At 55.1% G+C, this 12,705-nt stretch carries 14 protein-coding genes, 2 tRNA genes and 1 rRNA gene; 9 read left to right on the top strand and 8 right to left on the bottom strand.

The features are described from left to right. Nucleotides 1–7: 7 nt before the first annotated feature. Nucleotides 8–123 (top strand): 5S ribosomal RNA (gene rrf / locus HZZ01_RS10385). A gap of 87 nt (nucleotides 124–210) precedes the next feature. Continuing rightward, nucleotides 211–287, top strand: a tRNA-Asp gene (locus HZZ01_RS10380). A gap of 144 nt (nucleotides 288–431) precedes the next feature. Here HZZ01_RS10380 and HZZ01_RS10375 read toward each other — a convergent pair. After that, nucleotides 432–962, bottom strand: a complete 531-nt coding sequence (locus HZZ01_RS10375) for a LysR family transcriptional regulator (protein ID WP_179896989.1) — start codon at nucleotides 960–962, stop codon at nucleotides 432–434. A gap of 265 nt (nucleotides 963–1,227) precedes the next feature. On the opposite strand from HZZ01_RS10375, the gene HZZ01_RS10370 reads away from it, so the two are divergent. Further along, nucleotides 1,228–2,019 (top strand): endonuclease/exonuclease/phosphatase family protein, encoded by a 792-nt coding sequence (locus tag HZZ01_RS10370; protein ID WP_179896987.1) that lies wholly within the window; start codon nucleotides 1,228–1,230, stop codon nucleotides 2,017–2,019. Between the two features lie 108 nt (nucleotides 2,020–2,127). On the opposite strand, the gene mltD is transcribed toward HZZ01_RS10370, so the two are convergent. Both mltD and gloB read right to left on the bottom strand, forming a co-directional pair. Further along, the gene (gene mltD, locus HZZ01_RS10365; RefSeq protein WP_179896985.1) at nucleotides 2,128–3,504 is read right to left on the bottom strand and encodes a murein transglycosylase D; all 1,377 of its coding nucleotides are present in this window, start codon (nucleotides 3,502–3,504) and stop codon (nucleotides 2,128–2,130) included. Nucleotides 3,505–3,575: 71 nt separating this feature from the next. Beyond that, on the bottom strand, nucleotides 3,576–4,331 hold the full coding sequence (gene gloB, locus HZZ01_RS10360; RefSeq protein ID WP_179897151.1) for a hydroxyacylglutathione hydrolase: 756 nt from the start codon (nucleotides 4,329–4,331) through the stop codon (nucleotides 3,576–3,578). 42 nt (nucleotides 4,332–4,373) lie between these two features. On the opposite strand from gloB, the gene HZZ01_RS10355 reads away from it, so the two are divergent. Beyond that, nucleotides 4,374–5,111 carry a class I SAM-dependent methyltransferase gene (locus HZZ01_RS10355; protein ID WP_179896983.1) on the top strand — a complete coding sequence of 246 codons (738 nt, stop codon included), beginning with the start codon at nucleotides 4,374–4,376 and terminating at the stop codon, nucleotides 5,109–5,111. Here the strand turns inward: HZZ01_RS10355 and rnhA are convergent. Beyond that, a complete protein-coding gene (gene rnhA, locus HZZ01_RS10350; RefSeq protein WP_179896981.1) occupies nucleotides 5,093–5,560 on the bottom strand; it encodes a ribonuclease HI in 468 nt (155 codons plus the stop codon). The genes HZZ01_RS10355 and rnhA overlap by 19 nt on opposite strands. A 51-nt stretch (nucleotides 5,561–5,611) precedes the next feature. On the opposite strand from rnhA, the gene dnaQ reads away from it, so the two are divergent. Both dnaQ and HZZ01_RS10340 read left to right on the top strand, forming a co-directional pair. Further along, nucleotides 5,612–6,343, top strand: coding sequence for a DNA polymerase III subunit epsilon (gene dnaQ / locus HZZ01_RS10345; protein WP_179896979.1), 732 nt, complete (start codon nucleotides 5,612–5,614; stop codon nucleotides 6,341–6,343). 134 nt (nucleotides 6,344–6,477) lie between these two features. Next, nucleotides 6,478–6,554, top strand: a tRNA-Asp gene (locus HZZ01_RS10340). 49 nt (nucleotides 6,555–6,603) lie between these two features. On the opposite strand, the gene HZZ01_RS10335 is transcribed toward HZZ01_RS10340, so the two are convergent. Next, on the bottom strand, nucleotides 6,604–8,112 hold the full coding sequence (locus HZZ01_RS10335; protein ID WP_179896977.1) for an NCS1 family nucleobase:cation symporter-1: 1,509 nt from the start codon (nucleotides 8,110–8,112) through the stop codon (nucleotides 6,604–6,606). Between the two features lie 144 nt (nucleotides 8,113–8,256). Here HZZ01_RS10335 and HZZ01_RS10330 point away from each other — a divergent pair, with 144 nt between their 5' ends. The 3 genes from HZZ01_RS10330 to puuE are packed head-to-tail and all read left to right on the top strand — an operon-like array spanning nucleotide 8,257 to nucleotide 10,693. Further along, nucleotides 8,257–8,979 carry a GntR family transcriptional regulator gene (locus tag HZZ01_RS10330; protein ID WP_179896975.1) on the top strand — a complete coding sequence of 241 codons (723 nt, stop codon included), beginning with the start codon at nucleotides 8,257–8,259 and terminating at the stop codon, nucleotides 8,977–8,979. Further along, nucleotides 8,976–9,707, top strand: coding sequence for an allantoin racemase (hpxA, locus tag HZZ01_RS10325; RefSeq protein WP_179896974.1), 732 nt, complete (start codon nucleotides 8,976–8,978; stop codon nucleotides 9,705–9,707). The genes HZZ01_RS10330 and hpxA overlap by 4 nt, the downstream gene beginning before the upstream one ends. A 32-nt stretch (nucleotides 9,708–9,739) precedes the next feature. Beyond that, nucleotides 9,740–10,693: an allantoinase PuuE gene (puuE, locus tag HZZ01_RS10320; RefSeq protein ID WP_179896972.1), complete on the top strand. Its 954-nt coding sequence runs from the start codon at nucleotides 9,740–9,742 to the stop codon at nucleotides 10,691–10,693. 49 nt (nucleotides 10,694–10,742) lie between these two features. Here the strand turns inward: puuE and hpxZ are convergent, their stop codons facing one another. From hpxZ to hpxX, 3 genes are read right to left on the bottom strand one after another with little or no spacing between them, the layout of a single operon-like run. Continuing rightward, on the bottom strand, nucleotides 10,743–11,123 hold the full coding sequence (gene hpxZ, locus HZZ01_RS10315) for an oxalurate catabolism protein HpxZ (protein ID WP_179896969.1): 381 nt from the start codon (nucleotides 11,121–11,123) through the stop codon (nucleotides 10,743–10,745). Further along, nucleotides 11,123–12,520 carry an AtzE family amidohydrolase gene (locus HZZ01_RS10310; RefSeq protein WP_179896967.1) on the bottom strand — a complete coding sequence of 466 codons (1,398 nt, stop codon included), beginning with the start codon at nucleotides 12,518–12,520 and terminating at the stop codon, nucleotides 11,123–11,125. The genes hpxZ and HZZ01_RS10310 overlap by 1 nt, the downstream gene beginning before the upstream one ends. Beyond that, nucleotides 12,517–12,699 carry an oxalurate catabolism protein HpxX gene (hpxX, locus tag HZZ01_RS10305; RefSeq protein ID WP_179896965.1) on the bottom strand — a complete coding sequence of 61 codons (183 nt, stop codon included), beginning with the start codon at nucleotides 12,697–12,699 and terminating at the stop codon, nucleotides 12,517–12,519. Before hpxX ends, HZZ01_RS10310 begins: the two co-directional genes overlap by 4 nt. Nucleotides 12,700–12,705: the final 6 nt, after the last annotated feature.

Raw genomic sequence — 12,705 nt, 5'->3', positions numbered from 1 at the left:
GAATTTGCCTGGCGGCTTTAGCGCGGTGGTCCCACCTGACCCCATGCCGAACTCAGAAGTGAAACGCCGTAGCGCCGATGGTAGTGTGGGGTCTCCCCATGCGAGAGTAGGGAACTGCCAGGCATTAAATTCGTTCCTTTTCCTCTGACAGGGAAAATAACAGGAACAGACGGCGCTCAGCCGGTTGCTGAGCGCTGTGAAAGAATCGGTGGAGCGGTAGTTCAGTTGGTTAGAATACCTGCCTGTCACGCAGGGGGTCGCGGGTTCGAGCCCCGTCCGTTCCGCCACTTAATTGGAAAGCCCTGACTTAACGGTCAGGGCTTTTTCCATTGCAGCAAATTTACCCGGAAAATTACCCGCGCTGAAATTCTATTCGATCTTCAGGATCATAGGGTAGCAGCAGACCCTGACAAGGCCTGCCCCTGAAGATGTCAGGTACGCCATGGCTGCTCAGCTGTCCACTCACTAAGAAAATCGATGAAAGCCCGCACACGCTGGCTCACGCCAGTATCGCTATAGTAAACTGCATTGAAGGGCATCTCTACTGGCAGACGCTGATCGGCCAGCACTTCCATCAGTGTTCCTTCTGCTACCTCACTATCGATCATATAATCCGACAGGCAGGCAATGCCATTACCGGTAAGGCAGAGTTGCTTAATCGTCTCTCCGCTGTTAGAGGAGAGAGCCCAGTTAATATCATAGAGTTCACCACTTTCGCTTTCTGCAGTTGTCATCTCCTGCAAAAAACGCTGAACGTGGCGGAAATAGCGTTCGCCCTCCTGAGTCAAGGCCAGTTGCCGCGTTGTGCGGGTCAGTAGAGCGATACCAAGCTTGCTCTCCAGTTTTTTAATGGTCCTGCTGACGGCAGAGTTTGCCATCTTCAACTGTTCAGCAGCGCGACTGAAACTTCCACTTTCTACTACGCTGACAAACACTTTTAGTTCGTCAGAAGATGCCTTCATTCTTCCTCCCTGCTAGTGACGTGGTCATTCAGTCAGTTTATAGCCGATAATATTGTTATAACCAGCCCAGAGTCCTCGATGATGACAACCTCAATGTTGTCTCCCGATCTGCCTCGTTTTGCTTAGCCAACTTAAAAGGGCTGCTTTATGCTGCAAAAGCGTGATGAATTCTGACATTCACCTGCATCCATTGAAACCCCGGTCTAGAATCCCTATAACAGACAGGTGTTAACTGTATTTTTTGAATCATCAGCCAGGCGGGAAAGTGCGCAAAAAAACTTATGCAATGCGATATGTAGCAGGACAACCAGTGGAACAGATCTTTCCACCTGGCGCGATGCTCCATCTCGGTCAGGCACTGCCTCCAGGCGCGCCATTGCCTGCGCATCCAAACCTCAAGGTCCTGGTATGGAACATCTTTAAGCAGCAACGCGCAGACTGGATGTCAGTACTGGAAGGATTCGGTAAGGATGCACACCTCGTGTTACTGCAGGAAGCACAGACCACGCCTGAGCTGGTACAGTTTGCCACCAGTAATTATCTGGCTGCCGATCAGGTGCCCGCCTTTGTGCTGCCTCAGCATCCCTCTGGGGTAATGACACTTGCTTCTGCTCACCCAGTCTATTGTTGCCCTTTGCGTGAGCGTGAGCCCTTGCTGAGGCTCTCTAAATCAGCGCTGGTCACGGCTTATCCTCTGCCGACCGGTGAGATGCTGATGGTTGTCAACATCCACGCGGTTAACTTTAGTCTGGGTGTCGACGTCTACAGTAAACAACTGGGGCCAATCGGCGAGCAGATTATGCATCACCAGGGGCCGGTGATTATGGCTGGAGATTTCAATGCCTGGAGTCGTCAGCGCATTAATGCGCTCTACCGGTTTGCACAACGAATGAAGCTGGAAGAGGTGATGTTTACTGCTGACCACCGCCGCAAAGCGTTTGGACGACCGCTCGATTTCGTTTTCTATCGCGATCTCAGAGTCAGCGAGGCATCCGTACTGGTGACGCGCGCGTCCGACCATAACCCATTACTGGTGGAGTTCAGTTCAGGGGGCTAGTCTGGTACATGGCGTGTGCCTGCAGAAGAAGAGGCGGGCAGGGAGATGAGTACATTGAGGCTCATGAATAAATGAAAAAGGCTGACAATTGTCAGCCTTTTCAACGTATCAGGTATCAGGTGTAGCGTTATTATTCACAAACAGCGTTAAGTTATCGCCGGGTTGAATATCTTTCGCACTGTCCAGAACACTGTTCCAGCGCATCACGTCTTTAATATTGACGCCGTGATGACGGGCAATACTGTCAAGAGAATCACCCTTACGAACACGGTAGGTGATGCTGTTGCCGTTATCGGCCAGTCGGGTGCCATTCGAACCGATGGTCAGAGTCTGACCCGGTCGGATATCAGCACCGCGCAGGTTGTTTTCCTGCCTCAGTGTCGAGACGCTAACGCCAAGTTTTGAGGCGATACCAGAGAGCGTATCACCACGTCGCACTTTATACCCGCCACTCGCGCTGGCTTTCGCAAGCTGCGTAGGCTGTACCGCTGCGATGTCACCGGAAGCCAGTGAGTTACGCAGTTTCGCGACGTTCGACTTCGGCACCATAATGTAGTGCGGGCCGTTTGGCGCTGTTGCACCGCCTTTGTAACCGGTATTGAAGCTCTTCAGTTTCGTGAGCGACATACCCGCCATTTCGGCAGCCTGCGTCAGCTGCATCTGCTGACCCACTTCTACTCGTGCCAGAGCACGACTTTCATTAGGTGTCGGCAGTTTGATACCGTAACGCTTGTTATTTTTGAGCAGTTCACTCAGAGCTAACATTTTAGGCACATACACGGTCGTTTCGCGTGGCAGCGATAAGTGCCAGAAGTCAGTCGGCTTACCGCGCGCCTTGTTCTGCTTAATCGCTTTGAGCACACGTCCTTCACCACTGTTGTATGCGGCAATGGTTAATAACCAGTCACCGTCAAACATGGTGTTAAGACGCTGCATCATATCCAGCGCAACTTTCGTGGATGCGACCACATCACGTCGCCCATCGTAATACTGGTTTTGTTTCAAACCATAGTTTCGACCCGTAGCCGCAACAATCTGCCAGATACCAGCGGCATTGGCGGATGATGTTGCATGGGGGTCAAAAGCGCTCTCCACTATGGGTAGCAGTACCAGTTCCATCGGCATTTTACGTTTCTGTATCTGCTCGACTATCCAGTACATGTACGGCTCTGCCCGTAATGTTACATCGTGGAGATAGCTCTTATTTTTTAGAAATTTACTTTTTTGTTCGCGGATTGCCGGGTTTTCCGGAATCCCCATCTTCAACTCGTCACTAATGAAACTCCAGAGATCTGCGTCTGCTGCGAGGCCAGTTCCATCTTCCTGCCAACGCGGCGACAAAAACTCGTCTCCGTACTTTTCATTTTCACCTTGACCAGCTGAAGACAGACTCTGTGCATGCTGTACCGGGATATTGGCATCGTTCCTGGACGCCTGACATCCCACCAGCAAGACTGAGGCGAGTAATATCGCTTTAGCCTTCATATGTGTGTCAATAGTTCGCTTAAAAGACGAGCAACTATACGTGACGACTTTTCACAACACAACCCGAAAAATCAAAAAGCGTCTTTCTTCTCGCGTAGAACGGCAAATGTATGCCATACCGGTCCATCAGAAACATTAACGTTTAAAGCGCGTTGTAAATCAATATCTTGCGTGCGCAAAAATAAATTAATAGTCCGTTCGTGCGCCAGTTTTGTTGGCAGACTAATGCCGTTTTCAGCGCGTAAGTCCTTAATTTTCTGATATTCGGCCGTTATTTGTGGGTCATGGGGCAGAATAGCCGCAGCAAACTTCAAATTGGATAAAGTATATTCATGCGCGCAGCAAACCAGTGTTTCTTCTGGCAGCTGACTAAGCTTTTGAAAAGAATCATACATCTGCTCTGGTGTGCCCTCAAAAAGACGCCCGCAGCCACCCGAAAAGAGGGTGTCGCCACAAAAAAGATAAGGTGCGCTGTAATATGAGATATGTCCTAAAGTATGACCGGGCGTGTGGATCACGTCGAAAGTCAGGCCCAGAACTGTGACTTTATCACCTTCACTCACTACCGTTCTGGCCCCTTTGGCCTCGGTTTCCTGAGGGCCGTACACCTCCAGTTGCGGGAAATGCTCACACAGGGTTTTCACTCCGCCGGTATGGTCGTTATGGTGATGAGTCAGCAGAATCGCGACCGGTTCCCAGCCGTTGGAGGCCATTTTTTCTAACACCGGATGGGCTTCGCCGGGATCGACAATCACGCATTTCCCTTCATCGTCTGTCAGTGTCCAGATGTAGTTGTCCTGCAACGCAGGAATACTGGTAAGATTCATCATCACCTCTCGCAGGTCGTAGGAAAAGGAAGAGCGTAAAGCATGAAGCCCGCTAAATCACGCCAGATTCTGAACGCACCGCTGTCGTGGCGCGATATGCCGTGGGGAGATTATTTCCGCGACGCGCTTACGCAGCAGCTTCAGCCTTACCTCGGAAAGCTATATGGCTTTCATATGCTTAAGCTTGGCAACCTCAGCGCAGAAATCAACACTGAAAACTGTTCTATTTCACATCAGGTCAATGTGGGCAGCCATGGTGAGCTGTTACAGGTGCAGGCTGACCCGATGCAACTGCCGTTTGAGTCGAAGTCGATTGATGCCTGTTTACTGGCCCATACGCTCGCCTGGAGCCAGGATCCTCACCGTGTATTACGCGAAGTAGACAGAGTGTTAATTGACGATGGCTGGATGATTATCAGCGGTTTCAATCCCTTCAGTCTGCTTGGGGTGAGTAAAATGGTGCCGGGATTAACCCGCAAAGCGCCGTGGAGCGGACGGATGTTCAGCCAGATGCGTTTGCTCGACTGGCTGGGACTGCTGAATTATGAAGTGGTCTATCGCACCCGATTTCAGGTGCTGCCGTGGCATCGGCAGGGCGGAAAGCTGATCAGCGCCCACCTACCGGCGCTGGGCTGTCTGAATATTGTGGTGGCACGTAAGCGCACCTTCCCGCTGCTGCCGACCCGGGCAAAGAAGAGCCTGAGCACCAGCAAGATTCGTCAAACGGTTAATGCTACGCGTCAGTTCCGGAAGGCAGAGGATCAGGACTCGGTTTTATAACCGATATCCTCAAAAGCAGGATTTTCAGCCGCGCTGCGGGCCAGCACGTCGCAGCGCTCATTCTCCGGATGTCCGGCATGCCCTTTAACCCACTCCCACTGAATTTTGTGAGTGCTGAGTGCTGAGTCGAGACGCTGCCAGAGATCGACATTCTTAACCGGCTTTTTATCAGCGGTTTTCCAGCCACGCTTTTTCCAGTTGTGGATCCAGCTGGTGATGCCCTGACGCACATACTGACTATCGGTACTGAGTACCACGTCGCACGGCTGGGTCAGCGCTTCAAGCGAGACAATCGCCGCCATCAGCTCCATGCGGTTATTGGTGGTAAGGTGATAGCCCGCGCTGAAGGTTTTCTCACGCTGACCGTAGCGTAAAATCGCCCCGTAACCGCCGGGACCGGGATTTCCAAGGCAGGATCCATCGGTGAATATTTCTACCTGTTTGCGCATCTCTGGTAGACTTCCTCTCAAAAATGCCAAGTCTGACATAAAACGGGTCTTATGAGCACTGCAAATAACCGCCAGATCGTTCTTGATACTGAAACCACCGGCATGAACATGATCGGGGTACATTATGAGGGGCACCGCATTATTGAGATTGGTGCGGTAGAGGTGATTAATCGTCGCCTGACCGGTAACAATTTTCATATGTATCTTAAGCCCGATCGGCTTGTCGATCCCGAAGCCTTTGGCGTTCACGGTATTGCCGATGAGTTCCTGGCCGACAAGCCCGCCTTCAGCGAAATCGCCGATGAGTTTCTCGACTACATTCGCGGTGCGGAATTGGTCATCCATAACGCGCCCTTCGATATCGGCTTTATGGATTACGAATTTTCAAAGCTGAATCGCAGCATTGAGAAAACCGAAACCTTCTGCAAAATTACTGACAGCCTGGCGCTGGCGCGTCGTATGTTTCCCGGTAAGCGTAACAGCCTTGATGCGCTCTGCTCGCGTTACGAAATAGACAACACCAAACGAACCCTGCACGGCGCATTGCTTGATGCCGAAATTCTGGCTGAAGTCTTCCTGACCATGACCGGCGGCCAGACGTCACTCTCCTTTTTATCGGAAAGTGAAAGCGCCCGCCAGGCTCAGGGAGAAAGTATTCAGCGCATTGTGCGTCCCGCCTCTGCACTGCGCGTGGTCACGGCCAGCGAAGAGGAAGTCGTTGCCCACGAGTCCCGGCTGGATTTGGTGATGAAAAAGGGTGGCAGTTGCCTGTGGCGCGGCTGAATGGCCTGTTTTTGTGGAGAAAATCAACGTCAAGCTGAAAAAAACAGCAAACGATTTATTTGCCTGGAAAAAGCGTTGACGCCACAACGGCCTGCCATTACTATGCGCCTCGTTCTCGACGGGGAACAAAGCGCGGAGCGGTAGTTCAGTTGGTTAGAATACCTGCCTGTCACGCAGGGGGTCGCGGGTTCGAGCCCCGTCCGTTCCGCCAATCTCTTTAAAAAAGCCGATTCAGAAATGAATCGGCTTTTTGCTGTCTGTTATTCAGCGACGGCTTGATTGTTCTGCGTCACCACCTCGCCATGCAAGTGGCTCACGTCCCCGGCTTCACGGTCTTCACGGGCGATAAAGCGATAGCAGCCTGCTGCCAGACCAGCACCAATAAACCAGCTGAAATTGGCCACCTGATGCAGGGAAGGAATAAAGCTAACCACCAGGCAAATCGCCACCGACGGCAGCAGCGCGCCAATCGCTTTCGGGTTAAACCCACCGCGATACCAGTAGCGACCTGAAGGCGTGTCGTTAAACAGATCGTCGACCGAGATGCGTCCACGTTTAATCAGATAGAAATCCGTCAGCAGAATCCCGAATAGCGGCCCGATAAACGATCCCAGCACATCCAGGGTGTAGTGAATCAGCTCAGGCGACTGGAACAGATTCCACGGCGTTAACAGCACCGAACCGACGGCGGCGATCATCCCGCCGGTGCGAAAGCTGATTTTCTGCGGTGAACAGTTGGAGAAGTCAAACGCGGGTGAGACGAAGTTCGCCACGATATTAATGCCGATGGTGGCAGTAATCATAGTCAGCAGACCAATCGCGACGGCCAGATCGTTGCCGACCATGCTGACGGTTTCAATGGGATCGGTAATCATTTTGCCAAACAGCGACTGAGTTCCTGAAACGATGACGACCGTCACCACAGAAAACAGCAGGAAGTTAAATGGCAAACCCCAGCGGTTACCGCGACGAATCTCTGACATGTTCTTGCCGTAGCGTGAAAAGTCACCGAAGTTCAGCAGCGGCCCGGAGAAGTAAGAGACGACCAGCGCCGTGGCCGTAATCATCTGCCACGTCTGCTCGCCTGCGGTCAGTGATTTGCTGGCGAGGGTAAAGGAGATGCCATCGAAGCCAGTCTTGTATACAATCCAGCCCGCCAGTGCCAGCATCACCACATAGACGGCTGGTCCTGCGACATCAATAAACCGTTTAATGGCGTTCATGCCGTGCCAGAACACCATCGCCTGCAGTATCCACATAATGCCGAAACAGCACCAGCCCAGCAGCGACAGACCCAGCCAGTGCGGCACGGTCATCGACGTCAGAGAAGGCGCGAACTTTAGCAGCACCAGCATCAGGGCGTTCGCCGCAAGCCAGGTCTGAATGCCATACCAGGCAAATGCGATGAGCCCGCGTATCACCGCCGGAATATTGGCACCAAATACGCCAAACGCCTGACGGCAGATTACTGCATAAGGTACACCCGCCATCTGGCTGGGTTTCGCCACCAGATTCGCACAGAGCTGCACAATGCAGATCCCGGCCAGCAGGCAAAGCAGAACCTGCCAGCTGGCTAATCCCAGCGTGAAAAAGCTGGCGGCCACCACATAGCCGCCCATGCTGTGCACATCGGACATCCAGAAAGAGAAAATGTTGTACCACGACCAGTTTTGATCGCGAGTCGGTGCCAGGTCCTCGTTACAGAGCCGTGGGCTGTAACGGGCGTTGGCTTCAGAGGCCTTGCTGGCCACCGTTGATTGATTTGGCATGAAACCTGCTCCTCTACCCGAGAGTGGAATGAATAATCTGGTAAAGCGGTATTGCAGGATTCAGGCCAGATCTGTTTTCTTGTATACAATTTTTACTTTTAACGTATACGATATGTGGCATACAGCGAGCGACCGGAGCAGGTAATGACGAGTAAAACAGGCCAGCGAGACGCCACCCATCTGCAGGATAAAGATGAAGGGATCTACCAGGCGTTAATGAACGCTATTGTTGAGCACCAACTGCCGCCGGGCAGTAAATTGCCGGAAGAGGCACTTTCCGGGGTCTTTGGCGTGAGCCGCACCGGCATCCGCAAAGTGCTGCAGCGCCTCGCGGCGGTGCAGATGGTCACCCTGACGCCCAAACGTGGTGCGCAGGTGGCAACGCCCGGTGTGGAAGAGGCACGTGACATCTTCTCAACACGCAGTTTAATGGAGTGCGCCAATCTGCCTGCAGTCCTTTCGCATCTGCAGCCTCCTCATCTGGTGGCGCTGGAGCAGCTCATCGCACATGAGAACCAGGCGCACGCCGATCATGATGGTCCCGCAGCCATCCGGCTTTCAGCCGCGTTTCATATTCAGTTGCAGGCAATCTCCGGTAATCAGGTGCTGACCGGTATGGTGACCAGCCTGAGCCAGCGCTCCTCGCTGGTGATTGCCGCTTATGGCGCACCCTGGCAGCGTGGCTGCCGCTGTGACGATCATGCGAATCTGCTGAAGTTACTGCGCGCGCGTGCGCTGCAGCCGCTGACGCAGGCGCTGCAGCATCACTTTGAGCACATCGTCTCCAGCCTGCACTTTGAACGCAGCGGGGAAACGCTGCCCAATTTCTCCCGACTGTTTGCCGCAGGCTCCGGAGCTGCCTCATGAGCCTGATTCAGGTCATTAACCCCAATACCAGCCTGGCGATGACCGAAACCATCGGTCAGGCCGCGCGTGCGGTCGCCGCACCGGGCACCGAAATTCTGGCGGTTTCGCCGTCGCAGGGAGTGCCCTCCATTGAAGGCCATTTCGATGAGGCGATCGCCGCTATCGGCGTGCTGGAGCAGATCAAGCTCGGCAGGGAGCAGGGCGTCAGCGGCCACGTGATTGCGTGCTTTGGCGATCCGGGTTTACTGGCAGCACGCGAGCTGGCCAGCGGACCGGTGATTGGCATTGCGGAAGCGGCGATGCACACCGCTACGCTGCTGGCGACCCGATTCTCCATTGTCACCACGCTGCCGCGCACGCTGGTGATTGCGCGTCATCTGTTGCAGCAGTACGGCTTTACCCATCACTGTGCCGCGCTGCACGCCATCGACCTGCCGGTACTGGCGCTGGAAGATGGCAGCGGCCTGGCGCAGGAAAAAGTGCGACAGCGCTGCATTCAGGCGAAACGGGAAGATGGTAGCGGGGCGATTGTGCTGGGTTGTGGCGGGATGGCGACGCTGGCTGCCTCGCTGACCCAGGAGCTGGGCCTGCCGGTAATCGATGGCGTCAGTGCAGCGGTAAAAATGGTTGAGTCGCTGGTAGCGCTTGGCTTTGGCACCAGCAAACATGGCGATCTGGCCTGGCCTTTGCAGAAACCTCTCTCAGGTGCGTTTCAGCATCTAAACTAACGGAACTTTCCCGAATCAAAACAGGTGGAGTGATGACTGACGCTGCAGAGAAAAAAGAGTACAGCTTTAACAAAAACTATCCGCGCGATTTAATCGGTTATGGTGCTCATCCGCCGCAGGCCGCCTGGCCCAATAACGCCCGTGTGGCGGTGCAGTTTGTTCTGAACTACGAAGAGGGCGCAGAAAACAGCGTGCTGCATGGTGATGCCGGCTCTGAGCAGTTCCTCTCCGACATTATTGGCGCAGCCAGCTATGCCGATCGTCACATGTCGATGGAATCTTTGTATGAGTACGGCTCCCGCGCCGGATTCTGGCGCATCCACAACGAATTCCAGAAACGCGGTCTGCCGCTAACCGTGTTTGGTGTGGCGATGGCGCTGGCGCGTCATCCGGAAGTCGTCGGGGCGATCAAACAGGCGGACTACGATGTGGTCAGCCATGGCTGGCGCTGGATCCACTATCAGGGCATGGATGCAAAAACCGAACGTCAGCATATGCAGCAGGCGGTCGATGTGCTGGTGGATCTGTTTGGTAAAGCGCCGACCGGCTGGTACACCGGCCGCGACAGTCCTAACACCCGTCGGCTGGTGGTAGAGCAGGGCGGTTTCAGCTACGACAGTGACTACTATGGCGACGACCTGCCGTTCTGGACCCAGGTCACCTGTCAGGATGGCACAGTGAAACCGCACCTGATTATCCCCTACACCCTGGAGTGCAACGACATGCGCTTTGCCTCGCCGCAGGGCTTTAACACCGCCGAACAGTTCTTTACCTATCTGCGGGACACCTTCGATGTGCTCTATGAAGAGGGCGAAACGGCGCCGAAGATGATGTCGATCGGCATGCATTGCCGTCTGCTGGGGCGTCCTGGCAAATTCCGCGCGCTGCAGAATTTCCTCGATCACATTCAGCAGCACGACGATGTCTGGATCTGTACCCGCCAGCAGATTGCTGACCACTGGATCGCGACCCACCCGGCACCTTAAGCCTGTTCCGGCGCTTGCTCCCCTCAACCGGGCGAAGCGCCGGACGCCGTCAGCTCATCAGACTGACCTGCGCAGCCACGATGCACCAGCCGTGCGGCATTCGCACCCAGGTCTGCTGCTGACGGCCAATCTTATCGCTGCCGGTGCGGGTAAATTCGGTGCTGCAGACCGCATAATCCTCGCCAAACGTGGTAATCACGGTGTTTCGCAGCGTCCGGTTCAGCCCGGCTGAAGGGCGCGCGGCACGGAAGGCCCGAATCTCATCAATGCCATACAGATTTTCACCTGCGCCGAGACGCACGGTTCGCGGGTCATGCCAGAACAGCGCATCCAGTTCATCCACGTCGTTGCTGACCAGCGCCTGCTCGTAGCGATAAAACTGCGTCGTCACCTCGGTGAGCACCTGCGGTAAATTAATCTCTCTGTTCATCAGGCTCCTGCCATATTCATTTGCGGTATCGTAATGCCCTGTTGTTCCAGTGCCCAGGCGGCGCGTAATACCGCCTCTTCATTAAACGGACGGGCGATAAGCTGTAATCCAATCGGCAGGCCACTTCGGGTCGCCAGCGGCACGGTACAGACCGGCAATCCCAGGAAGGAGATCGGCTGGGTCAGCATCCCCATACTCGCTTTGGCGGGCAGCGACTCACCCTGAATCGTCAGGGTTTGCTGACCTATGGTGATCGCGCTGCAGGGTGTCGCCGGGGCGATCAGCACATCGAAATGATCAAACAGCGGTAGCACCTGCTGCTGGAAATGGCGGCGGAAACGCTGTGCCTGCACATACCAGGCACCCGGCATCATGGCACCGGCCAGCAGACGCTCGCGGGAGTTCGGTTCAAACTGCTCAGGCATCTGGCGCAGGGCGGGCAGATAGTGATTGCCGCCCTCTGTGGCGGTTATGATAAATGCCGCCGAGCGGGCCAGCTCCGCCTCCGGCATCAGCACCTCTTCCTGGGCCTCAAGCGCGGCTGCGACCACCGCAACGGCAGCGCGGGCATCCTCATCACACCAGCGATCAAAAAAGCCGCCCAGCACGCCACAGCGCAATCCTTCATTGCCCTGCGACAGCCCCGGCAATGTCGCGGTCAGCGGACGATCGGCCTGAAACGCATCGGCGTGGTCTGCGCCCTGTAACAGGTCATAAACCAGCGCCAGGTCTTCCACCCGCCGGGCCAGAGGACCGATGTGGTCAAGGCTGGCGACAAACGGATGACTACCGCTGCGTGACAGACGACCAAAGGTCGGCTTGAGACCAAAAATACCGCACAGCGACGCGGGTACCCGAATCGACCCGTTAGTGTCGGTGCCCAGCGAAAAGTGAACCAGCCCGGCGGCGACGGCGGCGGCTGAACCGCCTGATGAGCCACCCGCCACGCGGCTGAGGTCACGCGGATTGTGCGTCGCACCATAGTGGCTGTTTTCGGTAGTAAAACCGTAGGCGTAGGCATCCATGTTCAGCATGCCCGACAGCAGTGCGCCAGCGTGACGCAGTTTTTCGACGGCAAACGCATCGGCCTGTGCCGCAGGGCGATCGCGGAACAGGCTGGCACCGGCCAGAGTGCTGTGACCCGCCACATCAAACAGGTTTTTCACCGCATAAGGGATACCCGCCAGCGGTGGCAGGGTTTCGCCGCGCTGCCGCTGCGCATCAATCGCGCTGGCCTCTTTTAACATGCGTGGACCGGTCACTTCCGTCCAGGCATTCAGCGCCGGATTATGCTGCTCAACCGCCTGCAATGCGTGTTTCGCCACCTCCAGCGCGCTGATCTCACCCTGCTGGATCGCCCGTTGCAGGGTCTGAATCGAAATGTCACCTAATCTCATGCCTGGTATACTCCTGCCACTTCCAGCCGGTCATCCAGCGGAAACGCCATCAGCGGCGCGGCCATCTCCGCGATACGCGACAGCTGGATCAGCAGTTCAGCGCGGCGGGCGTCATCCAGCTCAAGTTGCAGGATCTGCTCCATATGGCCGATGTAGCGGGCCCAGTCGTGTTGATTCATGATTCG

The sequence above is a fragment of the Pantoea sp. WMus005 genome (assembly GCF_013415305.1).
Classification (GTDB): Bacteria; Pseudomonadota; Gammaproteobacteria; order Enterobacterales; family Enterobacteriaceae; genus Pantoea; species Pantoea rara.
Note: the sequence above shows the minus strand (reverse complement) of the source record. Positions and strands in the feature narration are given on the sequence as shown.

Excerpts from the sequence above, each read along its gene's own strand:
- hpxX (WP_179896965.1), bottom strand. The coding sequence starts at position 12,699 with ATGAATCAACACGACTGGGCCCGCTACATCGGCCATATGGAGCAGATC.
- puuE (WP_179896972.1), top strand. The coding sequence starts at position 9,740 with ATGACTGACGCTGCAGAGAAAAAAGAGTACAGCTTTAACAAAAACTAT.
- dnaQ (WP_179896979.1), top strand. The coding sequence starts at position 5,612 with ATGAGCACTGCAAATAACCGCCAGATCGTTCTTGATACTGAAACCACC.
- HZZ01_RS10330 (WP_179896975.1), top strand. The coding sequence starts at position 8,257 with ATGACGAGTAAAACAGGCCAGCGAGACGCCACCCATCTGCAGGATAAA.
- HZZ01_RS10335 (WP_179896977.1), bottom strand. The coding sequence starts at position 8,112 with ATGCCAAATCAATCAACGGTGGCCAGCAAGGCCTCTGAAGCCAACGCC.
- gloB (WP_179897151.1), bottom strand. The coding sequence starts at position 4,331 with ATGAATCTTACCAGTATTCCTGCGTTGCAGGACAACTACATCTGGACA.
- rnhA (WP_179896981.1), bottom strand. The coding sequence starts at position 5,560 with ATGCGCAAACAGGTAGAAATATTCACCGATGGATCCTGCCTTGGAAAT.
- hpxZ (WP_179896969.1), bottom strand. The coding sequence starts at position 11,123 with ATGAACAGAGAGATTAATTTACCGCAGGTGCTCACCGAGGTGACGACG.
- hpxA (WP_179896974.1), top strand. The coding sequence starts at position 8,976 with ATGAGCCTGATTCAGGTCATTAACCCCAATACCAGCCTGGCGATGACC.
- HZZ01_RS10375 (WP_179896989.1), bottom strand. The coding sequence starts at position 962 with ATGAAGGCATCTTCTGACGAACTAAAAGTGTTTGTCAGCGTAGTAGAA.
- HZZ01_RS10310 (WP_179896967.1), bottom strand. The coding sequence starts at position 12,520 with ATGAGATTAGGTGACATTTCGATTCAGACCCTGCAACGGGCGATCCAG.
- mltD (WP_179896985.1), bottom strand. The coding sequence starts at position 3,504 with ATGAAGGCTAAAGCGATATTACTCGCCTCAGTCTTGCTGGTGGGATGT.
- HZZ01_RS10355 (WP_179896983.1), top strand. The coding sequence starts at position 4,374 with ATGAAGCCCGCTAAATCACGCCAGATTCTGAACGCACCGCTGTCGTGG.